The sequence below is a fragment of the Gordonia polyisoprenivorans genome, from assembly GCF_017654315.1.
GTDB classification, from domain to species: Bacteria; Actinomycetota; Actinomycetes; order Mycobacteriales; family Mycobacteriaceae; genus Gordonia; species Gordonia polyisoprenivorans_A.
In genome coordinates, this window is record NZ_CP072203.1 from 3,836,259 (window position 1) to 3,859,551 (window position 23,293).

Genomic DNA, 23,293 nt, shown 5'->3' on the forward strand with positions numbered 1-23,293 from the left:
GATTCTCGTTGACCCGATGGGTCCTTCTCGACGCTACACCGCACCACCGCCACGCGACGGTCGAGTCGGTCCGGCCGGACCATCGGTCCGGCCGATGAACGGGAACGGAAGTCCGGGCGAGACGTCAGTCCAGGACGTCCCGGACGGCCGCCTTGACCAGCTGGGTGTGCAAAGTGACCGAGAGCGCCGCGATCTCACGCACCAGCTCCTCGGCGCGATCGCGAGCGCCGGTGCCCTTGCCCTTGGCGATCGGACTGGCGATCTGGGCGACCAGCCCGGCCTCACGGTCGGCGGAGACCTTGAACGCACGCAGGTGCCGCGTCTCGACGCCGTAGCTCGCCAGTGCCGCAGCGGCTTCCACCAGCCGCACCGCGTCCTCGTCGAAGAACCCGGCGGGTCCGGGAGTCAGCAGCCCACCGCGCTGGAGTTCGGTCACGAATGCGGAATCCACGCCCGTGCGCTCCATCAACGACTCCCGGGACACCCGGTCTCCACGAGTCCCGAAGTCGGTGGCCGGCGCCACCGCCGAACGGGCCGACGACAGCAGCCGTGTGCCGTTGCCGGCCGGCCCGTCGTTGCCGTGATCGATCGTGTCGAGTTGTTCCTTGATGACCTTCAGCGGCAGATATCGATCGCGTTGCGCGGTCAGCACGAAGCGCAAGCGATCGCAGTCCGCCTGACTGAATCGTCGATAGCCCGACGGCGCCCGCTCCGGACTGATCAGTCCCTCGGACTCGAGGAATCGGATCTTGGAGATCGTGACGTCGGGAAAGTCCTCACGCAGCAGTGCGAGGACCGACCCGATGGACATCGGTCCGTCGCCGCGCTGCCCTGCTGGGGAGGCCGGCACGTGCCTAGGAAGCGGAACCGTCGCGCGGGCCGCTCAGGAACACGAGCCGGAACTTGCCGATCTGCACCTCGTCGCCGTTGCTCAGCGTCGCGGTGTCGACCGGTTCACGGTTCACGTAGGTGCCGTTGAGGCTGCCCACATCGACCACCTGGAACTCGGCATCGGACAGCCGGAACTCGGCGTGCCGACGGCTCACGGTGACGTCGTCGAGGAAGATGTCGCTGTCGGGGTGGCGGCCCGCGGAGGTGGTCGCCTGGTCGAGCAGGAACCGGGACCCGGCGTTCGGACCGCGCTTGACGACAAGCAGCGCCGTGCCGGGTGAGAGTCGCTCGACCCCGGTATCGGCGGGCTCACTCGAGGTGCCGGCCGAGTCGAGTTCGTTGATGAACTCCTCGCGGAAGACCGACGTGGTCTCCACTGGCGCCTCGAAGTCCTTGTCGTTATCGCTCACTATCTCTCCTTCGTCGTCCGAAGTGCGCTGTTGTCGATCGCGGCGCCGTCGAGGCGCTCGGCCGCGTCCGAAGCGGGTCGGGGAACCGGGTACCCGACGCGCGGGCAGTCGGTTCGTCGCACCTTGTCGGCGCCCGAATCCAACCTACCGTTTCGCGCCGACCCGACCCATCAGACCCGGCAGACACCGATTGATCATAGCCGCCCGGATCCGACGACCACGACCGTTGGGGCGCGTTTCCCCTTACGCCACCGCGTATCCGGTGGATCGGGCCCGGCCGCCGCCCCTCGGGGCGAGACCTACGCGTCGCCCCGGGTGTCTCCACTCAGCCGTCGATGACCTGCCGGTATCCTTCGGCGTCGAGCAGGTCGCCCAACTGAGCGTCGAGTTCGCCGGACTCCTCGACCGCGATCTCGACGAGCCAGCCGGCCTCGTAGGGCTCGGAATTGACCAGATCCGGCGTCGACTCGAGTTCGTCGTTCACGGCCGCGATCGTCCCGTTGAGGGGCCCGAAGATGTCGGACACGCTCTTGGTCGACTCGACCTCGGCGAACGACTCGCCGGCCTCCACCTCCGACCCGACCTCGGGCAACTGCACGAAGACGACGTCACCGAGCTGTTCCTGGGCGAAGTCGGTGATCCCGATCCGGACGGTCGTGGGCGAGACCCGACGGACCCATTCATGCTCGGGTGTGTAGGTCAATTCGGCCGGCACGTTGGTTTCGGTCACTGTGCCCCCTTTCTGTTCGTTCGAGACTTTAACCCGCTCCGGCCGAGGAGACCCGGTCGAGTCGCGGCATCATGCGCATCACCATGATCGTCTGGGCCCAATAGAGCACGAACGACCACAGATACATTCCGACCCCCCAGATCAGGAAGGCCCAGCCGATCGGATAGCAGATGGTGCCGACCACCGAATCAAGTTGTCCGGCAAGCAGCCACGGGAAGGCGCTCATCAGGGCGAAGGTCGCGGCCTTGCCGACGTAGAGCACCGGCAGGGCCACCAGTCCGCGCGAACGCAACAGCGGTGCGCTCGCGAACAGCAGCACGTCCCGCGCGATGATGACGCCGATCAACCACCACGGCACGAAGTCGCGCAGCCCGAAACAGATCGGGATGACCACGATGTAGAGGCGATCGGCAGCGGGGTCGAGCAGTTCGCCGAGCCGTGACGACTGGTCGAGCAGCCGGGCGAGTTTCCCGTCGAGCCAGTCGGTGACCCCGGACACGAACAGCACGACGAACGCCCATCCGTCGGCCTTCTCGACGATCACCAGCCAGATGAAGACCGGGATGAGAACCAGCCGCAACACACTGAGCGCGTTGGGCACGGTGAGGATGCGGTCGGCGCCGGACGCCTCTGCGGTCACCGGGCCGTCGTCGCCTCCCCCGGGTCCGGTCACCGGAAGATACCGATGATTCCCTGCAGTGTCTTGGCGCCGCCGGACGCGAACAGGTTGTCGTGGACCATATAGGTCCACGTCATCGTCGACCGGTGCAGGTCGGCGGCTCCCAGGTCGACCCCGTCGGGAGTGATCACTGCCTCGCGGAAGGTCTTGCGCGACTTGTCGATCGCCCGGGTCGGCAGTTCGGAGAACTCGGCGAGGATGAGCCGGTGGAATTCGTCGAGCGGACTCTCCCGCCCGATCGCCCGCAGGTGGATGCTCGCCCGGACGTCGGAGACGAAGGCGAGGTGATCGGCCCATTCGCGATCGAGGTGGTACAGCATGATCTCGCGAGCGGCCTGCTCGAGAACGTCATCGGCGAGCGGTTCGACGGGAATCCACCGCGACTTCTCCTCGGTCGCGTCGGGCTCGGCGGTCGTGGTCTCCTCGGCGGCACTGTCCTCGGTCGCCGGGCCGTCGGATTCCTGCGCGTCGACGGCCTTCTCGTCCGCCCCGGCCTCGGCATCGTTCTTCTCGGCACCGACCTTCTCGTCGGTGTTCGACTCATCGGTTTTCGACTCGCTGGCGGCCTCGGCGGTTCCGGTGAGTTCGGCATAGCGCTGCGGCTCGAGATCACGGAGTTCCTTCAGCGCGGTATCGGTGGTCAACACCTCCATCCGGCGTTTGACCACGATTTCGCGTTGCTGATTCACCAGCTGGTTGTAGCGCCAGGTGTTGGCGTGCAGTTCGAGCATCACGCCCTCGGCCACGCGTTGCGCCTGCTCGATGAGGTCGATTCCCTTCGATCCCATCGATCCGTCCTCGGACTGCGCGACGGGATCACGCTTGAACGAGAGATTCTTGGTGACGACCGGATCCTCGAGGCTGCTGAAGAACACCGACATGCCCGGGTCGCCCTGACGGCCGGCGCGGCCACGCAGCTGGTTGTCGAGACGTTCGGTGTCGTGCCGCCCGGTGCCGACAACGCACAGTCCGCCGAGTTCGATGATCTCCTCGCGGGCCGTCTCGTCGTCCGAGGACCCGCCCAATCGGATGTCGGTGCCGCGTCCGGCCATCTGCGTCGACACGGTGACGGCGTCCTTGGTGCCGGCCTCGGCGATGATCTTGGCCTCTTCGGCGTCGTTCTTCGCGTTGAGGACCACGCATCCCACGCCGGCCTTCTCCAGGAAGTACGCGAGTTCTTCGGACTCGGCGACGTCGTGGGTACCGATCAGGACCGGCTGACCGGTCTCGTGGACCTCTTTGACGTAGGCGACGACGGCCTCCACCTTGTTGGCCTTGGTGTCGTAGACCCGATCGGGCAGATCCTTGCGGATGTTGGGGGTGTTCGGTGGGATCTGCGAGACCCGCAGGTCGTAGAACTGCCGGAACTGCTCACCGGCGGCCAGCGCGGTACCGGTCATGCCGCACACCGTCGGGTAGCGGCCGATCAACGCCTGCACGGTGATGGTGTCGATGACCTCACCGGAGTCGGTCTGGGCGAGACCCTCCTTGATCTCCACGGCCGCCTGCATGCCGTCGGGCCACCGCTGCAGCTGGGCCACCCGACCGCGGGAGGCGTTGATCAGGTGCACGCCGCCGTCGCGCACGATGTAGTGCACGTCGCGCTCGAGAAGGTGGTGGGCGTGCATGGCGACGTTGACGTGGACCAGCGTCGTGCCGACATGCTCTTCGTCGTAGAGATCGATGCCGCCGAGTTCCTCCTCGACGAAGGCCGCGCCCTCGTCGGTGAGCGAGACGTTGCGTCCCTCGACGTCGATCTCGTAGTGCTTGTTCTTCATCCGCGCGACCACGTCGTGGATGGCCTGATCGGGCACCTCGACGTCGGCGGTTCCGGCGAGGACCAGCGGAATGAGCGCCTCGTCGACGAGCACCGAGTCCGCCTCGTCGATGATCGCGACGTCGGGGGTCGGCGAGACGAGTTCGTCGGCATGAATCGCGAGCTGATCGCGCAGCACGTCGAAGCCGATTTCGTTCACCGAGCCATAGGTGACGTCGCCGTCGTAGGCCTGCTTGCGCTCGGCGCGACTCGAATTCTCCGACACCGCGTGCACGGTGATACCGAAGGCGGCGAACAGTGGGGTCATCCACTCCGCGTCGCGGGTCGCGAGGTAGTCGTTCACCGAGATGACGTGGACGCGATGGCCTTCCAGGACGTGACCGACGGCGGCGATCGCGCCGGCGAGCGTCTTGCCCTCTCCGGTGCCCATCTCGATGACGTCACCGTCGAGCAGGCGCAACGCACCCTGCAGCTGGACGTCGAACGGCCGCAGTCCCAGCGACCGGTCGGCGGCCTCGCGGGCGAGGGCGAGGAACTTCGCGCGATCTCCCCCGTCGGCGCCGATGTCGAGTTTCTCCGCCTCCGCGCGGAAGTCCGCGTCGTCGAGGTCGGCCGCCCAGTCGGTGTGTGCCTCGGCATCCTTGAGCAGGCTCAACGACTTGGACTGGTTCCGCGAACTCTGTGCCCCCAGCAAACGCCACATGCTGTTCGTCAGCTTTCCCACCGAGCGTTCTCCTACCAGTTGTTCCCGGATCGAATCGCCGTCCACGGTACGCGGCCGGTGCCACCGCCGTGACGCCCACCGTGGGACGGTGAATCCACCGTGCCGATCCCCGTCGGCCGGATGTCGAGAACGGCAGGCGGAGAATACGTCGACTACGGTGGCCATCGTGGTCTTCCCCTGGTCACGACGCAGCACTGTCTCCGGCACCGTCGCCATGTCGGCCATCCTCGCTGTCGTGGCCGCCGCGGTGGCGATCACCGTTCTGCGCGACCCGGATTCGGCACCCGGCGATCCAGCCGCGCCGCAGGCTCTTCCCGCGGGCGCGTCCTTCACCTCGGTCTCGGTGTCGGGTGCGGCGATCCCCGGCGGCGGACCGCTCGTGATCGCCTTCGGCGATGCCGGGCGGATCTCGATGACCGCCGGCTGCAATCGGCACGTGGGCGGCGCGGCGCTGCACACCGGTTCCGCACCCGGCACGGAACCGATCACCACGCTTCGGGTCGGTGCACTGGCATCGACGATGATGGCGTGTCCGCCTCCACGCGAGGGCGCCGACGCCTGGCTGTCACATTTCACCAGCCAACCGCTGGTCTGGCACCTCGACACCACTGCCCTGACGTTGACCGCACCCGCGTCCGCCGACACCCCGGAGACCGTGGTCGTCCTGGCCCGAGATCACCCCTGAGTACCGCGCAGCACCGAACCACCGACAACCCCTCGCAGACAGGACCCACCATGCCCGATGCCAGTCCCGCCGTCGTGACCGTGACCGGAGCCGCCGGCAGTATCGGTTACGCCTCGCTGTTCCGCATCGCCGCCGGCGCGATGCTGGGCCACGATCGTCCGGTGCGTCTGCGGCTGCTGGAGTTGCCTGCCGCGGTCACCGCCGCCGAGGGCACGGCCATGGAACTCGAGGACGGCGCATTTCCGTTGCTGGAGTCGATCGACATCTTCGACGACGCCCGCGATGCGTTCGACGGCGCCCAGTTCGGGCTTCTCATCGGCGCCCGGCCCCGGACCAAGGGGATGGAGCGCGCAGAGCTGCTCGCCGCCAATTCGGCGATCTTCGCCGAGCAGGGTCGGATCATCAATGATGTGGCGGCACAGGATATCCGGGTGATCGTGGTCGGTAATCCGGCCAACACGAACGCGGCGGTCGCCGCCGCCAACGCCCCCGACGTTCCCGCCGAGAGATTCACCGCGCTGACCCGGCTGGACCACAACCGTGCGATCGCCCAGGTCGCCCGGCGTACCGGGACCCCGGTCGGCCGGATCAGTCGCGTCACCATCTGGGGCAACCACTCGGCGAGCCAGTACCCCGACATCTTCCACGCCCGGGTCGGCGACACCCCCGGCGCCGAGATCGCCGCCGACGAGCGATGGCTCGTCGAGGATTTCATCCCGACCGTCGCCACCCGGGGCACCGCCATCATCGAGGCGCGCGGCGCATCCTCGGCCGCCTCCGCGGCCAACGCGACCATCGATCACGTCCACGACTGGGTCCTGGGCACCGCCGGGGACGACTGGACGTCGGTCGCGATGCCATCGACCGGCGCGTACGGCATTCGCGAGGGGCTCGTCAGCTCGGTTCCCGCGCGGGCCGTCGGCGGCCGGTGGGAAGTCGTCGAGGGCCTCGACATCAACGACTTCTCCCGTGCCCGGATCGATGCCTCCGTCGCCGAGCTCGAGGGCGAACTCGACGCCGTGGCCAAACTCTCGACCGCGTGAGAACCGCCTCCGCCGTGTCGGGCGCACGGGAGCCGTGCGCGGCCTAAGCTTCTCCGCATGGCAAAGAAGGGCAAGCCGGACAAGGTCAAGATCTCCACCTCGGTGTACGAGGCGGAGCTGTTCCGGTTGCAGACCGAACTGGTGAAACTGCAGGAGTGGGTGCGCGAATCCGGAGCCCGGGTCGTCGTCATCTTCGAGGGGCGCGACGCCGCGGGCAAGGGCGGCACCATCAAGCGGGTGACCGAATACCTGAGTCCGCGGGTCGCGCGGGTCGCCGCCCTGCCCGCCCCCACCGATCGTGAACGGGGACAGTGGTATTACCAGCGCTACGTCGCGCACCTTCCCGCCCCGGGCGAGATCGTGTTGTTCGACCGATCCTGGTACAACCGTGCCGGCGTCGAGAAGGTGATGGGGTTCTGCACCCCCGAGGAGCACACGCGTTTCCTGCGTCAGACACCGATCTTCGAGCAGATGCTCATCGACGACGGAATCCTGTTGCGCAAGTACTGGTTCTCGGTCTCCGACGACGAGCAACTCCGCAGGTTCCGAGCACGGATGAACGACCCTGTGCGGCAATGGAAGTTGAGCCCCATGGATCTCGAGTCGGTCTACCGGTGGGAGGACTACTCCCGCGCCAAGGACGAGATGATGGTGCACACGGACACCTCGATCTGCCCGTGGTACGTCGTCGAATCCGACATCAAGAAGCACGCTCGCCTCAACATGATCTCGCATCTTCTCTCGACCATCGAGTATCACGAGGTCCCGAGCCCCAAGGTCAACCTGCCCAAACATCCCATCGAGACCGGCAACTACCACCGGCCCCCGCGGTCGTTGTCGAAATATGTTCCCGACCACGTGGCCACCCTGCTGGGCTCGCCTGAGTGATCCCGCGAACCCGCACGCCCGGATCGCCCCCGCGTGGCGCCTCCGTGCGGGCGGGGCGTAGCATCACCCGACGATGTGGATCGGTTTCGCAGAGTTCGATTACCTGCTCGGTGATGTTCATTCGCTCAAGCAGAAGCGGTCGGTGATCCGACCGATCATCGCCGAGATGAAGTCGCGGTTCTCCGTCGCCATCTCCGAGGTGGATCACCGGGAGGTGCACCGGCGCACGGGGATCGGGGTTGCCGTCGTGTCCCCGGACCGGGCGCATGCGGTGGAGATACTCGATGCGGTGGAACGCTATGCCGCCGCGCGCCCCGAGGTGCAGTTGCTCTCCGCCCGGATTCGCGTGCTGCAGTCGGGCGACATCGAGTGACGCCGCGACGACCGCAGGGTCTCAGGCGTCGGTGACGACCCCGGCGGCCACGGCAACCTCTCGATAGGCCCGAGCCAGCGAGTCCACGGTCTCGTGGGCATTGAGCCCGCTGGGGTTGGGTACCACCCACAGCTGCGCCCCGGCCCAGTCCGGGGTGTCGGGCTGTCGTCCGGGCGTTGCGGTGCGCTGCCCGAATGCGGTGCGGTAGGCCGTGATTCCGAGGATCGCCACCACCCGCGGAGCGATCCGGGCAACGGTCGAGCGCAATCGTTGCCCGCCCGAGCGCAATTCGTCGGCGGAGAGGTCGGCGGCCGCTGCGGTGGCCCGCTCGACCACGTTCGTGATGCCGATCCCCGCGTTCAGGAGAGCCGCGCCATCGGCCTCGCTCATGCCCGACGACGCATCGATCACGTGGTCGGTGATCCCGGCGCGGTACAGCGCCGGGTAGAAGCGATTACCCGGCCGGGCGAAGTGCGCGCCGGTGGCCGCGCTCCAGAGCCCGGGGTTGATCCCCACGAACAGCAGTCGACAGCCGGGACCGAGGAGGTCGTCGATCCGCTCGTCGCGGTGGGAGAGTAATTGCGCCCTGGTGAAACCCATCGATGCAGATGCGTGCGATCAGTGGCCCGAGGCGACGCAGAACTGATTGCCGTCGGGATCGGCCAGGGTGATCCACGCGAACCCGTCGATCTCGTGTTCACCGATGCGTGTGGCACCGGCATCGACGAGTCGCTGAGCTTGAGCAGTGCGGTCGTCGGCCGTGAGATCGAGGTGCACTCGGTTCTTGCCCGGCGTCGGCTCCTCCACCTTCTGGAAACCCAACGTCGGCGCCCCCTCGCCGAGGGAGACCATCACGAAGTAGCCCTCGTTCTCGGCGACGACGGTGCCGCCCATCGCGTCGGCCCACCACCGGCCGAGTCGTACCGGGTCCAGCGAATCGATGGTGATCATGCCGATGGCGAGGCTCATGTCTCGACCGTAGCCGAATCATGCGTGATGGTGCATTCACCTGGTTGTTCGGCGTCACGGGTTGACCGGCGCGAGCCGTCGTGAGTGCATGGGTCATGCGACCCAGCGACCTCGACGACAATTCCACAGACCTCGGCCACCGACAACCGGTCCTCGTCGTGGATGCCGCCAACGTCGTCGGTTCGGTGCCCGACGGATGGTGGCGTGACCGGCGCGGGGCCACCGAACGCGTGCGAGATCGGCTCGCCGATATCGCCGACTCCGGTGTCGCGGGGTTCGAGGGGCCGGTGAACATCGTCCTGGTCGTCGAAGGCCGGGCGCGGGGTGTCGCCTCGACCGCGTCGGTCACCGTCGTCGACGCCGACGGCTCGGGTGATGACGCGATCGTCGACGTGGTGCGCCGACTGCGCACACATAGGATCGCAGTGGTCACCGCGGACCGCGAATTGCGGGGTCGCGTAACCGATCTCGGCGCAGAGGTCCTCGGCCCATCGGTGATCACCCGACGCAAACCACACGAGTGAACTGCTGTCGTGGTTACAGTGAGGGGGCAGCCGTACGGACGACCCGAAAGGACGGACCATGGCCCGCTTCACACTTCCGACCCTCGACGATCTCAAGGAGCTCGGGACACCGCGCGAGAACGCGATCACGATCTACGCCGAGACCTCACCGGCACCGGATACCCGCGACACCAGCTATCTGAACGCCAAGAGCGCGTTTGACCAGTCCATCCGAACCCTGCGGGAGAACGGGATTCGCCACGCCGTCGAGGAGTCATTGCGCGCCCAGTGGGAGAAGGTCCGTTCCGACGAGGTGTGGGCGCGTTTGTCGCGGTCGGTGGCGATCTTCCTGACCCCCGACCAGGTCGAGATCTTCTCCCTGCCCAATCGGTTGGAGAACCAGTCCCAGGTCGGCTCGTACTTCGATCTCGGGCAGATCGTACGGGCGGTCACCGCGACACAATCGGCCTTCGGGTTGACCCTCTCCGCCAACGGATGGAATCTGTGGGAGGCCACCGCGACCACGGTGGCCACCGAACTCGAGCTCAGCGGTGAGCACGCCGTCGATGCCGCCGACGCCACCAATCGCGCCACCATCCGTGACCGGGGCCATGTTCGCCGCCTCGTCGGCGACGAAGGCAAGAAGGTCCTGCTCGAGCAGTATGCCAAGCGTGTGGCCGAGGCCGTGAAAATCGAACTGGCGCCCCGAGATCCGCACGGCGAGCGACCGTTGTTCCTGTTCGCCGCCGATCCGCTACTCGATCTGTATCGCAACATCGAGTCAACACGTCGTGTCGTCGCCATACCAGGCGCACCCGACGAACTGCACGCCGACCGCATCGACGCCGCCATCCGCGCCGAGATGCCCGCGCTCAATGCCGAGCGGAACAACGCCGTCCTCGATCGCATCGCCGACGGGGTCTCCTCCGGACTGGTGGCCACCGACCTGGCCGACATCAGCCGTGCCGCCACCTCCGGCGCGGTGTCGACACTGCTCTACGACTTCACCGTCGATGTGCTCGGCACCGTCGACAGCCGAACCGGCGAGGTCACATTCGACGACTCCGGTCACGATGTGCTGTCCGACATCGTGGTGACCGTACTCGACCACGGCGGCGAGGTGATCCCGGTGCGCAACAACGAGATCACCAATTCCCTCTGGAACGGCACCGCCGTCGCCGGGCTCCGATTCCGATCGGCCTGAGGCCGATCGGCCGACGTCACCGACACCCACAACTGAGGAGATCCCTTGGCCCACACCGTCGCTGCCGAAATCGTCGAGACCCTGCGCACCTCGGGTACCGAGCGCGTGTACGGCATCCCCGGCGACTCGTTGAACGGTTTCACTGATGCCCTGCGAAAAGACGGCACGATCCGCTGGGTGCACGTGCGACACGAGGAGACCGCGGCGTTCGCGGCCTCGGCCGACGCGGCACTCACCGGCGAACTCGCCGTCTGTGCGGGTAGCTGCGGACCGGGCAATCTGCACCTGATCAACGGTCTCTACGACGCACACAGATCGCGGGTGCCGGTACTGGCCATCGCCGCGCACATCCCCGCCGCCGAGATCGGCAGCGGATACTTCCAGGAGACCCACCCCGAGCGATTGTTCACCGAGTGCAGTTCGTTCTGCGAGATGGTCTCGACACCCGAACAACTGCCACGGCTGCTCGACATCGCCATGCGCACGGCCGTGGAACAGCGCGGCGTCGCCGTCCTGATCGTCCCGGGCGAGATCTTCCTGGCCAAGACCGCGCGCCGCAAGAATCGTTCACCGATCCGCGCGATTCCCAACGTGATTCGGCCCACCGACGACCAATTGCGCCGAGTGGCAGACCATCTCGACGGGGCGCAACGGGTGACCATCCTGGCCGGCGCGGGCACGGCCGGCGCCCACGACCAGGTGGTGGCGTTCGCCGATGCGTTGCAGGCGCCGATCGTGCATGCCTTGCGTGGCAAGGAGTTCCTCGAGTACGACAATCCGTTCGATGTCGGGATGACCGGGCTGCTCGGCTTCTCCTCCGGCTATCGGGCCATCGAGAAGTGCGACACCCTGGTCATGCTCGGCACCGACTTCCCGTATCAGCAGTTCTTCCCCACCGAGGCGACCATCATCCAGCTCGACATCCGTGGCGAGCAGATCGGGCGGCGCACGCGCGTCGACATCGGGCTGGTCGGCAGTGTCGCCGACACCCTCACGGCATTGACCCCGCTGCTGAGGCGCGAGCGGCCGTCGGAGCATCTGAGTACCGCCCTCGAGCACTACGCGAAGGCGCGGACGTCTCTCGACGAACTCGCCGTCGACGACGGCAAGACACCCATCCACCCCCAATACCTGACGATGCTGCTCAGCAAGTACGCCGATCCCGACGCGGTCTTCATCCCCGATGTCGGGTCGCCGGTGGTGTGGGCCGCGCGCTACCTGACGATGAACGGATCCCGCAGGCTGATCGGGTCGTTCACACACGGATCGATGGCCAACGCCCTGTCGCAGTCCGTCGGCGCGCAGGCGTCGCTTCCCGGCCGGCAGGTCATCGCACTCGCCGGCGACGGCGGGCTGACGATGCTGTTCGGTGAGTTGATCACGCTGACCCAGAACCGGCTTCCGGTGAAGGTCGTGATCTTCGACAATTCGTCATTGAACTTCGTCGAGGTGGAGATGAAGGCGGCCGGCTTCGTCAACTACGGCACCGACCTCGAGAACCCCGACTTCGCCGCCGTCGCGCAGTCGTTGGGCATCTACGGACGGCGGGTCGAGCATCCCGGCGAGTTGGACGAGGCCGTGCGCGCGTTCCTCGCCCACGACGGTCCGGCCGTCCTCGACGTCGCGACTGCGCGCCAGGAGTTGTCGATCCCGCCGACCATCACCGCCGCGCAGGCCAAGGGCTTCACGTTGTACGCCATCCGCACGGTGCTGTCCGGTCGTGGTGACGAGCTCGTCGACCTCGCCGAGACCAATCTGTTCCGCCGCCTGTTCGACGCAGCCACACCCGACGACTGACCCGGGTATCGGCGCCGGCGACACGTGTGGTCGCCTGTCAGTGCGGGATCTTCGACAGATCCGAGTGCAGCAGCATGACGTTGTAGTCACTCCACCGGGAGGCGTTGAAGTACAGGTCTTTTCCGGTGCCGAGGATCGCCGGTGAGTGCGGCTGGATCATCGGCCCGTACACGACGAGTGCGACGGGCGGCACCAGGTAGGTGGGAGCGCTCCACGGGCCCTCGGGATGATCGGCGGTACGGATGCGAATCCCGTTGTCCCCGTCGAGCATCATGTACTTGTTCAGGTAGGGGCTCCAGGAGACCGACGCCTCGGTGACCGGCGGCGGCAGGATCTGCGCCGAACCGTCGTCGGGGATGGCGGTGATGTCACGTTTCCATCCCCGTCCGGGCCCGCTGCCGGTCCAGTACTCGTAGTTCTCGAGATTGCGGATGTCCCCCGGTACGAACCGGGCGAGGAATGCGGCACCGAATCGTCCGTTGGGAGTGCCGAGTTGGTAGATGTAGCCGGCATCGGCTCCGTGCCCACGGAAGTAGGCGCTCTGCTGGAACTTTCCGTTGTTGTAGGTGACCTCACGCAGGGCGCCCGGGAGCGCGAGGGTCACCGGAGCGTTGATCAGGATGGTGTTGGGATCGGTGTCCCATGTCTGCCCGTTGTCGGTGGAGTAGGCGATCGCGGAGAAGTTGGTGACCCAATGGCCCGCGTCACCCCACGATCGCACGGACATGTAGTTCATGTACTGCGTGTAGCCGCCGTTGCCGTCCGGCAGCGAGATGGCTGCGGTCGGGATGGTGGTGACCTCCACCTGACTGACCCCGATGGCCGGGATCAGCTGCGTCGCGAAGTTCGGGGCGTCGGCACCGACCACACTGCCCGACTCGGTGACGCCGGGCACCGCGTCGGGCACGCTGACCCCGTCGGTGAAGTCGTCGTCGTTGGAGCGGAGCAACACGTTGTGGCGCCACTGTTGTCCGGCGACCGCGCAATCACCGAAGGTGTCGCCGAACGCCATCAGCGTCTGCCCGGAACCGTTGTCCCAGCTGATCCCGAGATCGGTGCCGGAGATGCCGAACCGCGAGAAGGTCCGGTTCGGACTCTTCGGCCCGGTGATCCAGGCGACCGTGTTGGTACTCGGTCCCCGGTAGACCGGCAGATTCCCCTGCGGACCGGTGTCGGGATTGCTCGAACCACCCGATCCCGAACCCAGTGATCCAGAGCCTGCCGATCCCGACCCCAGCGAGCCGCTCGATCCCAGGGATCCGGTCGACCCGGTGCCACCGTTGCCGCAGGGCGCGGCGTTCGCGGCGCCGGTCCCGGTGAGCATGCCGCCGCCCACCATCATGGTCGACACGACCACGGCGACCGCCGCCACGCGAGCGCGTCGAACGAAACGGATGTTCATGAGTGGCGGCTCTCCCGGCGTTCGTTCCGACACGGGCTGCGCCGTTTCCGGTGACAGCTACGGATGTGACAGAAGTGATGTGTGGTGCTGGTGAGACAATTGCACCAGGTGAGACGCGCCGAGGATACCGGTGGCGATCACGAATGAGTCTCAGCTTGGAGACGTCTGTGAGATCCGATGCAGCGAGATCCGATGCAGCGATGAGCACCGTCAGTGGCGAGAGAACTCCGATGCCCGAGCGACCTGCTCTGCGGTCAGCGCGACGCCCGTGTACTTCTCGAACTGCCCGGCCGCCTGCAGTGCGATCACCTCGGCTCCGGTGATGACCCGCTTCCCCGCCGTCCGGGCCGCAACGATCAGCGGCGTCTCCGACGGAAACGCAACCACGTCGAACACCGTTGCGGCAGCGGCAATCGTGGCATCGTCGAACGCCTGCGCATCCGCGTCGGCGCCGGTCATTCCCAGCGGGGTCACGTTCACGATGATGTCGGCACCGGGCGCGGGAGCACTGATGTGGCGATACCCGTATTTGTCGGCGAGCGCCGAGCCGGCGGACTCGTTGCGTGCCGCGATGGTGAGGTCGCCGAACCCGGCGCTGCGGAATGCCCCGACGACGGCTCGCGCCATCCCGCCCGAGCCCTGCACCATCACCGCGGCATCCCGATCGAGCTCGTGGCGTTCGAGGAGCGCCGACACCGCCTCCACATCGGTGTTCGACGCGATCAGTCGACCGCTGTCGTTGACGATCGTGTTGACCGATTCGATCACCGACGCCGACTCCTCGATCTCGTCGACGAGCGGGATCACCGCCTCCTTGAACGGCATCGACACCGAACACCCGCGAATCCCCAGGGCTCGCACACCACCGATCGCGCCGGCGATGTCGTCGGTCGTGAACGCCTTGTAGATGAAGTTCAGGCCGAGTTCGTCATACAGATAGTTGTGAAAGCGCGTCCCGATGTTCGACGGTCGGCCGGCCAGCGAGATGCACAGGGTCATGTCCTTGTTGAGGATCGGCATCAGTTCAGACTAACGTCGCCGGCCGGCGGCCGATCCCGGCCGCGCAGCGCAGGAATCACCTGCTCCACGAGCAGGGGCGCCAGCGGCACCGACGAATCCTCGATGCGTGACCTTCCCGCGTCGTCGAGAGGCAGCCATCGCAGTTCGGCAATCTCGGCGGCCGCGGTGGCGCCCTGAACCACGCGACGGTACTCGAAGACGTTGGCGCGCACCGCGAATCCGGCCTCGTTCGCCGCGGCGGCGGTGAAGGTCCCGAGCTCGGTCAGATCCTCGGCAGGCAACCGCACACCGGTTTCCTCGGCGCACTCACGAATCGCGGTCTCACGCGGATCCTCTCCGGGCTCGGGTTTGCCGCCGGGCAACATGAACCGGGAGCTGCCGACCTTGCGCACGATCAGCAGGGCACCCGATTCGTTCCGCAGCACGACGGCACTGACGGTGATCACCCGATCATCGGTCACCGGCTTCTCAACGCCCGAAGCCGGCGTCCCGCAGGGCCTGTGCCATCGAGCCATTGGGGGCCGCCTCGCGTCGCCGCGAGTTGCCACCGCGGCGGCCATCATCTTTCGGCTTGCCACCGCGGCGGTCGTTCTTGGTGCCGGACTGAGCATTTCGAGGCTGCGATTTCACTCCCCCGTCCTTGGCTCCGTCCTTGGCCCCGCCGCGTCGCGCACCACCGCCGGAGACCTCATCCTGGAGGCGAAGAGTGAGCCCGATCCGTTGTCGTTCGACGTCGACCTCGAGGACCTTGACCCTGACGACCTGCCCCGAACGCACGACCTCATGGGGATCGGACACGAAGCGATCCGACATCGCCGAGACGTGCACGAGCCCGTCCTGATGGACGCCGACGTCGACGAACGCGCCGAACGCGGCGACGTTGGTGACAACCCCTTCGAGCACCATGCCGGGCGTGAGGTCGGAGACCTTCTCCACACCGTCGGCGAAGGTTGCGGTGGTGAAGGCCGGGCGCGGGTCACGCCCGGGCTTCTCCAACTCGGCGAGGATGTCGGTCACCGTCGGCACACCGAAACGCTCGTCGGCGAATTCGGCCGGGCGCAGGGACCGCAGGGTGCGTTCGTTCCCGATCAGTTCGGCGAGGCCGATGCCCGAGCGATCCAGAATCCGACGCACCACCGGATAGGACTCCGGGTGCACCCCCGAACCGTCGAGCGGGTCGTCGCCGTCTCGGATGCGCAGGAAGCCCGCACATTGTTCGAAAGCCTTGGGCCCGAGTCGCGGAACATCGAGCAGCGCGCTGCGATTGCGGAACGCACCGACCGAATCACGGTGGGTGACGATCGCCTCGGCCAGCGTCGGCGTCACTCCGGACACCTTGGCGAGCAGCGGGACCGAGGCGGTGTTGAGGTCCACGCCGACCGCGTTGACGGCATCCTCGACCACCGCGTCCAGACTCCGCGCCAGCGTGCCCGGGGTGACGTCGTGCTGATACTGGCCGACGCCAATCGATTTCGGTTCGATCTTGACCAGTTCGGCCAGCGGATCCTGCAGTCGTCGGGCGATCGAGACCGCACCACGCAACGACACGTCGAGGGCGGGGAGTTCACGCGAGGCGTACTCCGAGGCCGAGTACACCGACGCGCCGGCCTCGCTCACCATCGCCTTGGTCGGCGCCGCAGCACCGGCCGACTTGATGTCGGCGATGAGTTCGGTTGCCAGTGCATCGGTTTCACGGGAAGCGGTGCCGTTGCCGATGGCGATCAACTCCACCTGATGGCGGGCGATGAGCGCACCGAGTGTCGCCTTGGCCTGATCCCACTGCTTCTGCGGCTGATGCGGATAGATCGCGCACGTGTCGAGCACCTTGCCGGTGGCGTCGACCACGGCAACCTTCACGCCGGTCCGGAATCCCGGGTCCAGGCCGAGGGTGGTGCGCGCGCCGGCCGGTGCGGCCAGCAGCAGGTCCTTCAGGTTGGTCGCGAACACCGTGACGGCGTCCTGCTCGGCGCGCTGACGCAGTCGGACGCGCGCGTCCACCGCCGCCGACACCATCAGTTTTGTCCGCCATGCCCAGCGCACGGTCTGCGACAACCACGGGGTTGCCGGGCCCGGATGCGACCGGTCGACGCCGAGTGTGGCCGCGACCATCGCCTCGTACTCGTCGTCCTCGCCGGCGTCGAAATCCAGCGAGAGCACGTCCTCCTTCTCACCGCGCAGCACGGCGAGCACCCGATGCGAGGGCATCTTCTCCAGCGGTTCGGAGAACTCGAAGTAGTCGCGGAACTTCTGTCCGGCAGGGGTTTTCGCAACCACCTCGGAGCGCGGCGCGGTCCGCAGCGCGCCCTGCGACCACAGCTTCTCACGGACGGCGCCCACGAGTTCGGCGTCCTCCGCGGCCCGTTCGATGAGAATGTGGCGTGCGCCCTCGAGTGCTGCCGCGGCGTCGGCGACACCCGCGGAATCCCCGTCCGCCGGGGTGAGGAATCCGGCCGCCACCTCCTCGGGGACGAGGGTGGGATCGTCGAGCAGTCGCAGGGCCAGCGGCTCGAGGCCGGCCTCGCGGGCGATCTGGGCCTTGGTGCGGCGCTTGGGCTTGTAGGGCAGGTAGATGTCCTCGACGCGCGACTTGGTGTCGGCGGCGACGAGCGCGGCCTTCAGGTCGTCGGTCAGTTTGCCCTGCTCGGAGATTGAGGCCAGCACGGCGGCGCGGCGCTCGTCGAGTTCCCGCAGATACCGCAGTCGTTCGTCGAGTTGGCGCAGTTGCGCGTCGTCGAGACTGCCGGTCACCTCCTTGCGGTACCGCGCGATGAACGGGACCGTCGAGCCCTCGTCGAGCAGCGCGACGGCTGCGGCGACCTGGTGCTCCCCGACGGCCAGTTCTTCGGCCAGACGTGCGTTGACGGACTTGACTCCGGGTATTGCCGGTGCGCTCGAACTCACCCGGAGCACCCTACCGAAGGGGTGTGACAGCCCGGCGGGTCAGGCATATGCGTGTCGGGTCACCGGGTCGCGGGTCGGTCGTCGCCGACCGCTCAGGGCGCCGTGATCGCCGCGCGGAACTCCTCGGAGCGGTAGAACGGTTCGAAGTGTCGGCGTATCACCGGCTCGAGCATGCCCCGGTCGTCGAGCCGCGACATCACCGCAGGCCCGAAGCGCAGCCCCTCCTCGATCAGGTCCGCTCGTCCGATACCCAGGTCGGCGAGGAGATCGACGAGCGTCACCGCACCGTACTTGTCGAAGACGTGGTCGATGCCCTCGTCGAGGAGTGCGCGAAAATAATCGGTGTCACGGAAGGACTTCCAGAACTCGAACAGTACGACGACGAGGTCGTCGATGTCCTCGTCGGTCACCAGTTCGCGCCACCAGCCGACCGAGTCGTCCGAACGCAACCGCCACAGATCGCGCGCCGCGTCGAGCAGGACTGCGTCTCCGTCTTCCTTGGCCGCCGCCAACACGTAGCTCGCGCCCCGACGGGTGAGGATCGTCAGCGCCGAGGACACCACCGGCACGAGCGGACTTGCGAGCCGGGTGACCCCGCGGACCACCGACGCGGCCACGCCCGGGCCACCGGCCATCGCGCGTCCGTCGGCGACTGCGGCGTCGAAGGCATGCGACACCACATCCACGCACGCGTCGACCGCGGCGGGGCTGGTCGCGATCTCCGCAGCGATACGACGGGCGATGCCGGTCTCGGCGATCGCGGTGAACAGTTCGTCGGCATGGCGTGCGTCGAGAACCTCCGACATCACGACCTCGTCGTTGACGCGATGGCGGTACAGGCGGGCGGCGATCTCACCGACCAACTCCGGGATGGAGCCCTCCACCGGCAACTGCACGGTGTACTTGTGGGCGGTCAGCTTGATCAGGTCACGGGTGATGACGTCGTCGAGGGTCAGGCCGGACACATCGCCGAGGAAGGCATCGACCTCCTCGACCACGAGTTGGCCGTATCGGTGGGGGTCGCGCAGTTCGCGCATGGTGAAAGAGATCTGGGCCTCGAGCAGACGCGTGGCGAGATCGTCGGACATCTCACCAGGGTGTCACACCGGTCGGAGGAGTTCGTCGCATTCTCGTGGTCGGGAACGGGTCGGGCTCGTAAACTCCCACCGTGCGGGTTTCTTCGGAAGAATGTGGGTTTTCATGGGCTTCCTGATCGGATTCTCCCCCTGGATCGTGTACTGGATTCTGTTGGGCAACATGCCGTTTCGCGGTGCCGTGCTCATCGCCCTGGGATTGTCGGTCATCGCCGTGGCCGTGCAGCGCATCCGCAAACAGCCCTGGCATTCCCTCGAGGTCGGCGCGGTCGTGGTGTTCGTGATCCTGGCGGTGTTGTCATTCACCGTCAGCGACAGATTCCTCGAACAGTGGCTGCAGCCCCTGGGTAATGCGGGCATCTTCCTCGTCGCGTTGACGGGTGTGATGATCGGTCGCCCGTTCGTCCGCGAATACGCCGCCGCCTCGGTCGACGCCGCGACCGCCCGCAGCGACGGTTTCCGGGTGATCACCACCGCGATGACGTGGATGTGGACCACGGTCTTCGCGTTGATGACCCTCATCTCGTGCATACCCCCGATCATCCAGGGGCAGGCCACGATTCGCGACGGCGGTTCGGTGGCCTCGGTACTGTGCTACTGGGTCATCCCGTTCACGTTGATGGGGTTGGCCGGCACCGCGTCGGGCGTGTTCCCGTCCTGGTTCGACAAGAAGACCGCCGCGATGTCCGAGCGTGAGGGGGCCGTCGATCCCGGCGCTCCGGTACCCCAGCCGCCTCCTGCACCACCGGTCACCGATCCCCATCTGCAACTGCAGGTGCCGCACGCCTCCCGCCACGACGAGCCATTCGCGATCACCGTGACATCCCGCGCGACCTCGCCGGTGGCGCTGACGGTCTCCGGCGCCGATCTCTACGGTCGAACCTGGACCTGGCGCGGGTCGGCCGGGAATGGGCAAACGATCGCCGACGAACCGATCTGGGCGATGCAGTTCGACGGCCCGGCCGACCGCGCCGACCTGTTCATCCCGCCGGAGCAGCCATGGCAAGTCCGGGTCGAGGCCTCCGTGGACGGTCGGAGCGCGGCCTTGACCTGTCTGCGTCGGGCCACCGACCCGGCAGTGGAGGTGACCGAGATCGACGTCGACGGGCGACGGGCACTGCTGGCCGCACCGGCGTCGGCGGCCGGACCCGCCGTCGTCTGTTTCGGCGGTTCCGAAGGCGGCGTGGATTCACAGCGAGCGGCCATCTGCGCTCTCGCGTCGCGCGGGGTCACCGCACTGGCGTATGCGTGGCTCGACGACGGACCCGACGCCGCTCCCATCGCCGACATCCCGCTCGAACGATTCGCCGCAGCCGTGCGCTGGCTGTCGGAGCATGTCGGCGGGCCCGTTGCCACGATGGGCATCTCGCGCGGCGCCGAGGGGCTCGCGGCCACCCTGGCCCGCGAGCCCGACCTCGCCGTGTCGGCGGTGATCCTGCTCAGCCCGAGCAGCGTCACCTGGCAGGCGATCGGGCCCGACGGGGAGATCCCGGGCACCTCGTCGTGGACCCATCACGGACAACCGTGCGCCTACGTCCCGCTGCCGAGCGGCGCGCTGATGCCACAACTCGTCGGCAACGCGTGGCGGCTGTCGCGCGACGTCGCCGCGCACCGTCCGACCGTGCTCCGCCTGCATCCCGCCTACGAAGAAGGCCTCGCGCGTGAGATCACCGACGACGCGGTGATCGCCGCCGAGGCCATCGGGTGCCCCGTCCTCGCGGTCAGCGGCTCCGACGACGAGCTCTGGCCCGCGGAGTCGATGGCCGATGCCCTGCTCGGGCGTCGGAACAACCCGGCGGACAGACACATTCGGTATGAGGGAGCCGGGCATTTCCTGCGGCCCGGACTCTATCCGTCGACCGTGTCGAGGACCGGCGGGATCGCCCTCGGCGGCCGCCCTGCCGACCAGGCGGCAGCATGCCTGTCCTTGACCGCGGAACTGGTGAGCTTCCTCGTCGGCGCACGGCACACGGTATGAGCCTCACCGCCTGATTCACCTCACGCCGGTGTCCACCCCAGCGCCGGCCCGAGACGCTGTGCCATGTCGGTGATGATCTGCCGGTAGTCCTCGTCGTCGAAGCTGAACGGCAGAGCGAACGCCACCTCGGCGGCACGCTGGAAACCCTTGTGCTGGTACAGAATCTCCGCGAGTTCTTCCGACGGGCCGACGAAGTCCGGGGAGAAGAGCATGCCGCGCGGGCCCTGCGGGGTGAGGGTGCGGGGCAGTCGGGCCTCGGCGTAGGCCCGGTACCGGGCGATCTGCTCGGAACTCGCCGTGTCGGTGGGAATGACCACGAGCCCCTGTGACACGCGCGCCGACGCCGGATCACGATGGTGGGCCAGGTAGGCATCGATGTGTTCGGCCTGAATGGTCGCGAAGTCGCGCGACTCGGTGCCCTCGATGGTGACCACCGACGAGGTCAGGTAGTTCAGGCCCTGCTCCCCCGCCCAGATCGCCGACTCGCGCCCGCCGCCGTACCACACCCGGTCGGCCAGACCCGGTGAGTGCGGCTGCACCCGCCGCGAGAACGATTCGATGCCGACGACACCCTCGAAGTCGCTGACGGGGTCGCCGCGCAGACAGGACATCAGGCGGACGACGCGGTCCTTGGAGAAGTTCTCGATGTCGTGGGTCTCCGGGTACAGCGCGGCCTTGACGTCGTCATAGCGCATCGGGGTACCCACGGAGACACCGGGATTGACCCGTCCTCCGGACAACACGTCGACGGTCGCGAGGTCTTCGGCCAGTCGTAGCGGATTCTCCCAGCCGAGGGGGATCACCGCGGTGCCGAGCTGGATTCGACTTGTGCGCATGGCGGCCGCGGCCATCACCGCGACCGGCGAGGAGATCCCGTACTGCAGATGCCGGTTGCGCAACCACACGCTGTCGAAGCCGAGGTCCTCGGCGCGCTCGATGACCTCGAGGGTCGTGCGGTGCCCGGCCGCCGGGTCCGCCTCATCGAACGACCCGATCGTGAGAAAACCCAGCGACCGCAGGGGTCGATCCGTCGTCGGCATGGCACTCAGTGTGCCGCACCCCGCCGTGGTGAGCACGCCCCGAGCACCTTCGACCCTGTGAGAGCCTGAACTGGTGACGCTTCCCTCGATGCACGACTCCTCGTGGCACGCCTTCGCCAGCGACAACTACGCCGGTGCCCACCCGGACGTGATGGCCGCGGTCGTCGCCGCCAACGGCGGACATCTGGGGTCCTACGGGACCGATATCTACACCGAACGACTTCGAGACGTGGTCGTCGCGCAGTTCGGTGAGCAAGCCGAGGTCTTCCCGGTCTTCAACGGGACCGGGGCCAACATCGTCGCCCTGACCGCGGTGACCCCGCGCTGGGGTGCCGTCGTGACCACCTCCGACGCACATATCAATGGCTCCGAAGGCACTGCACCCGAGCAGGTTTCGGGACTGAAGATCCTCCATGTGCCCGCCCCGGACGGCAAGTTGCGGCCGGCACGGATCGCCGCCGCTGCCTGCGCACTCGGGGATGCACAACGCGCCCAGCCATCGGCGGTGAGTCTGACGCAGTGCACCGAGGTCGGCACCGTGTACACCGCGGAGGAGATCACCGAGATCTGCGCGGTGGCGCACGAGCACGGGATGGCGGTGCACGTCGACGGGGCCCGGCTGTGGAATGCGGCAGCGGCACTGGACCTCCCGCTACGTGCCTTCACCACCGACGCCGGCGTCGACGTGGTCAGCCTGGGCGGCACCAAGAACGGCGCGCTCGGCGCCGAGGCGGTCGTCTCATCGACCCGGACCGGTCCGTGGGCACCGCCTACGTGCGAAAGATGACGACCCAGCTGCCGAGCAAGGTGCGGTTCATCTCGGCGCAGCTCCTCGCCCTGTTCGACGCCGATCTCGGCCTCCGCAACGCCGCACACGCCAATGCGATGGCTGCGCGACTGCGGTCGGCACTGGAACGCCTCGCCGCGGCCGGCTCGCTCCCCGGTCTCGGGTTCGCCCAGGCCAGTCCCACCAATGCGGTGTTCGCTCGGCTCCCCGTCCACATCGCCGACCGGATTCGCGAACAGGTGCACTTCTACGACTGGGATCGCGCCGACGGGGTGGTCCGCTGGATGACGTCGTGGGACACGACCGCCGTCGACGTCGACCGATTCGTCACCGTCATCACCGACGCATTCGCAAGCGGTGCTGGCACCGAAGCGGATCACTCCTGACAATCGAGCGGT

At 67.4% G+C, this 23,293-nt stretch carries 21 protein-coding genes and 1 pseudogene; 9 read left to right on the top strand and 13 right to left on the bottom strand.

Going from position 1 to position 23,293, the window contains the following annotated elements; genetic code table 11:
* Window positions 1-124 precede the first annotated feature (124 nt).
* The 5 genes from ftsR to secA2 form a co-directional block, all read right to left on the bottom strand.
* Window positions 125-811, bottom strand: a complete 687-nt coding sequence (gene ftsR, locus J6U32_RS17240) for a transcriptional regulator FtsR (protein WP_208791408.1) — start codon at window positions 809-811, stop codon at window positions 125-127.
* Between the two features lie 43 nt (window positions 812-854).
* The gene (garA, locus tag J6U32_RS17245) at window positions 855-1,304 is read right to left on the bottom strand and encodes a glycogen accumulation regulator GarA (protein ID WP_035727025.1); all 450 of its coding nucleotides are present in this window, start codon (window positions 1,302-1,304) and stop codon (window positions 855-857) included.
* A gap of 322 nt (window positions 1,305-1,626) precedes the next feature.
* The gene (gene gcvH / locus J6U32_RS17250; RefSeq protein ID WP_208791409.1) at window positions 1,627-2,031 is read right to left on the bottom strand and encodes a glycine cleavage system protein GcvH; all 405 of its coding nucleotides are present in this window, start codon (window positions 2,029-2,031) and stop codon (window positions 1,627-1,629) included.
* A gap of 28 nt (window positions 2,032-2,059) precedes the next feature.
* The gene (locus J6U32_RS17255; protein ID WP_208791410.1) at window positions 2,060-2,704 is read right to left on the bottom strand and encodes a CDP-alcohol phosphatidyltransferase family protein; all 645 of its coding nucleotides are present in this window, start codon (window positions 2,702-2,704) and stop codon (window positions 2,060-2,062) included.
* Window positions 2,701-5,211, bottom strand: a complete 2,511-nt coding sequence (gene secA2 / locus J6U32_RS17260) for an accessory Sec system translocase SecA2 (protein ID WP_208791411.1) — start codon at window positions 5,209-5,211, stop codon at window positions 2,701-2,703. Before secA2 ends, J6U32_RS17255 begins: the two co-directional genes overlap by 4 nt.
* 166 nt (window positions 5,212-5,377) lie before the next feature.
* Between secA2 and J6U32_RS17265 the strand changes: the two genes are divergently transcribed.
* From J6U32_RS17265 to J6U32_RS17280, 4 genes are all read left to right on the top strand, one after another.
* Entirely contained in the window at window positions 5,378-5,896 is a 519-nt protein-coding gene (locus J6U32_RS17265) for an META domain-containing protein (RefSeq protein ID WP_244332073.1), read from the top strand.
* Window positions 5,897-5,946: 50 nt separating this feature from the next.
* Window positions 5,947-6,939 carry a malate dehydrogenase gene (locus J6U32_RS17270; RefSeq protein ID WP_208791412.1) on the top strand — a complete coding sequence of 331 codons (993 nt, stop codon included), beginning with the start codon at window positions 5,947-5,949 and terminating at the stop codon, window positions 6,937-6,939.
* Window positions 6,940-6,996: 57 nt separating this feature from the next.
* Entirely contained in the window at window positions 6,997-7,827 is an 831-nt protein-coding gene (gene ppk2 / locus J6U32_RS17275) for a polyphosphate kinase 2 (protein WP_006368082.1), read from the top strand.
* A 73-nt stretch (window positions 7,828-7,900) separates the two neighbouring features.
* Window positions 7,901-8,200, top strand: coding sequence for a DUF503 domain-containing protein (locus J6U32_RS17280; protein WP_208791413.1), 300 nt, complete (start codon window positions 7,901-7,903; stop codon window positions 8,198-8,200).
* 21 nt (window positions 8,201-8,221) lie between these two features.
* Here J6U32_RS17280 and mug read toward each other — a convergent pair whose 3' ends face one another.
* Window positions 8,222-8,800 (bottom strand): G/U mismatch-specific DNA glycosylase, encoded by a 579-nt coding sequence (mug, locus tag J6U32_RS17285; protein WP_208791414.1) that lies wholly within the window; start codon window positions 8,798-8,800, stop codon window positions 8,222-8,224.
* 18 nt (window positions 8,801-8,818) lie between these two features.
* Window positions 8,819-9,169, bottom strand: a complete 351-nt coding sequence (locus tag J6U32_RS17290) for a VOC family protein (protein ID WP_020171143.1) — start codon at window positions 9,167-9,169, stop codon at window positions 8,819-8,821.
* Between the two features lie 95 nt (window positions 9,170-9,264).
* Between J6U32_RS17290 and J6U32_RS17295 the strand changes: the two genes are divergently transcribed.
* Genes J6U32_RS17295 through poxB form a run of 3 tightly spaced genes read left to right on the top strand, consistent with a single transcriptional unit; the run spans window position 9,265 to window position 12,673 of the window.
* Window positions 9,265-9,693: a hypothetical protein gene (locus tag J6U32_RS17295; RefSeq protein WP_208791415.1), complete on the top strand. Its 429-nt coding sequence runs from the start codon at window positions 9,265-9,267 to the stop codon at window positions 9,691-9,693.
* A gap of 58 nt (window positions 9,694-9,751) precedes the next feature.
* On the top strand, window positions 9,752-10,876 hold the full coding sequence (locus J6U32_RS17300) for a hypothetical protein (protein WP_208791416.1): 1,125 nt from the start codon (window positions 9,752-9,754) through the stop codon (window positions 10,874-10,876).
* 45 nt (window positions 10,877-10,921) lie between these two features.
* Entirely contained in the window at window positions 10,922-12,673 is a 1,752-nt protein-coding gene (poxB, locus tag J6U32_RS17305; protein WP_208791417.1) for a ubiquinone-dependent pyruvate dehydrogenase, read from the top strand.
* Window positions 12,674-12,710: 37 nt separating this feature from the next.
* Here the strand turns inward: poxB and J6U32_RS17310 are convergent, their stop codons facing one another.
* The 5 genes from J6U32_RS17310 to J6U32_RS17330 form a co-directional block, all read right to left on the bottom strand.
* Window positions 12,711-14,075 carry a DUF4185 domain-containing protein gene (locus J6U32_RS17310; protein ID WP_244332075.1) on the bottom strand — a complete coding sequence of 455 codons (1,365 nt, stop codon included), beginning with the start codon at window positions 14,073-14,075 and terminating at the stop codon, window positions 12,711-12,713.
* 210 nt (window positions 14,076-14,285) lie between these two features.
* The gene (locus J6U32_RS17315; RefSeq protein ID WP_208791418.1) at window positions 14,286-15,095 is read right to left on the bottom strand and encodes a shikimate 5-dehydrogenase; all 810 of its coding nucleotides are present in this window, start codon (window positions 15,093-15,095) and stop codon (window positions 14,286-14,288) included.
* A complete protein-coding gene (locus J6U32_RS17320) occupies window positions 15,095-15,556 on the bottom strand; it encodes an NUDIX hydrolase (protein WP_208791419.1) in 462 nt (153 codons plus the stop codon). The genes J6U32_RS17315 and J6U32_RS17320 overlap by 1 nt, the downstream gene beginning before the upstream one ends.
* 7 nt (window positions 15,557-15,563) lie before the next feature.
* Window positions 15,564-18,005: a Tex family protein gene (locus J6U32_RS17325; protein ID WP_208791420.1), complete on the bottom strand. Its 2,442-nt coding sequence runs from the start codon at window positions 18,003-18,005 to the stop codon at window positions 15,564-15,566.
* 83 nt (window positions 18,006-18,088) lie between these two features.
* Window positions 18,089-19,084, bottom strand: a complete 996-nt coding sequence (locus J6U32_RS17330) for a hypothetical protein (protein ID WP_208791421.1) — start codon at window positions 19,082-19,084, stop codon at window positions 18,089-18,091.
* 112 nt (window positions 19,085-19,196) lie between these two features.
* On the opposite strand from J6U32_RS17330, the gene J6U32_RS17335 reads away from it, so the two are divergent.
* The gene (locus tag J6U32_RS17335; RefSeq protein WP_208791422.1) at window positions 19,197-21,068 is read left to right on the top strand and encodes an acyl-CoA thioester hydrolase/BAAT C-terminal domain-containing protein; all 1,872 of its coding nucleotides are present in this window, start codon (window positions 19,197-19,199) and stop codon (window positions 21,066-21,068) included.
* A 20-nt stretch (window positions 21,069-21,088) separates the two neighbouring features.
* On the opposite strand, the gene J6U32_RS17340 is transcribed toward J6U32_RS17335, so the two are convergent.
* On the bottom strand, window positions 21,089-22,108 hold the full coding sequence (locus tag J6U32_RS17340; RefSeq protein ID WP_208791423.1) for an LLM class flavin-dependent oxidoreductase: 1,020 nt from the start codon (window positions 22,106-22,108) through the stop codon (window positions 21,089-21,091).
* A gap of 73 nt (window positions 22,109-22,181) precedes the next feature.
* On the opposite strand from J6U32_RS17340, the pseudogene J6U32_RS17345 reads away from it, so the two are divergent.
* A pseudogene (locus tag J6U32_RS17345) lies at window positions 22,182-23,281 on the top strand (threonine aldolase family protein).
* Window positions 23,282-23,293: the final 12 nt, after the last annotated feature.

Bases quoted from the DNA above. Each gene is read 5' to 3' on its own strand.
- ftsR (WP_208791408.1), bottom strand. From the start codon at position 811: ATGTCCATCGGGTCGGTCCTCGCACTGCTGCGTGAGGACTTTCCCGAC.
- J6U32_RS17270 (WP_208791412.1), top strand. From the start codon at position 5,947: ATGCCCGATGCCAGTCCCGCCGTCGTGACCGTGACCGGAGCCGCCGGC.
- ppk2 (WP_006368082.1), top strand. From the start codon at position 6,997: ATGGCAAAGAAGGGCAAGCCGGACAAGGTCAAGATCTCCACCTCGGTG.
- J6U32_RS17280 (WP_208791413.1), top strand. From the start codon at position 7,901: ATGTGGATCGGTTTCGCAGAGTTCGATTACCTGCTCGGTGATGTTCAT.
- mug (WP_208791414.1), bottom strand. From the start codon at position 8,800: ATGGGTTTCACCAGGGCGCAATTACTCTCCCACCGCGACGAGCGGATC.
- J6U32_RS17290 (WP_020171143.1), bottom strand. From the start codon at position 9,169: ATGAGCCTCGCCATCGGCATGATCACCATCGATTCGCTGGACCCGGTA.
- J6U32_RS17295 (WP_208791415.1), top strand. From the start codon at position 9,265: ATGCGACCCAGCGACCTCGACGACAATTCCACAGACCTCGGCCACCGA.
- J6U32_RS17300 (WP_208791416.1), top strand. From the start codon at position 9,752: ATGGCCCGCTTCACACTTCCGACCCTCGACGATCTCAAGGAGCTCGGG.
- J6U32_RS17310 (WP_244332075.1), bottom strand. From the start codon at position 14,075: ATGAACATCCGTTTCGTTCGACGCGCTCGCGTGGCGGCGGTCGCCGTG.
- J6U32_RS17315 (WP_208791418.1), bottom strand. From the start codon at position 15,095: ATGCCGATCCTCAACAAGGACATGACCCTGTGCATCTCGCTGGCCGGC.
- J6U32_RS17330 (WP_208791421.1), bottom strand. From the start codon at position 19,084: ATGTCCGACGATCTCGCCACGCGTCTGCTCGAGGCCCAGATCTCTTTC.
- J6U32_RS17335 (WP_208791422.1), top strand. From the start codon at position 19,197: ATGGGCTTCCTGATCGGATTCTCCCCCTGGATCGTGTACTGGATTCTG.
- J6U32_RS17340 (WP_208791423.1), bottom strand. From the start codon at position 22,108: ATGCCGACGACGGATCGACCCCTGCGGTCGCTGGGTTTTCTCACGATC.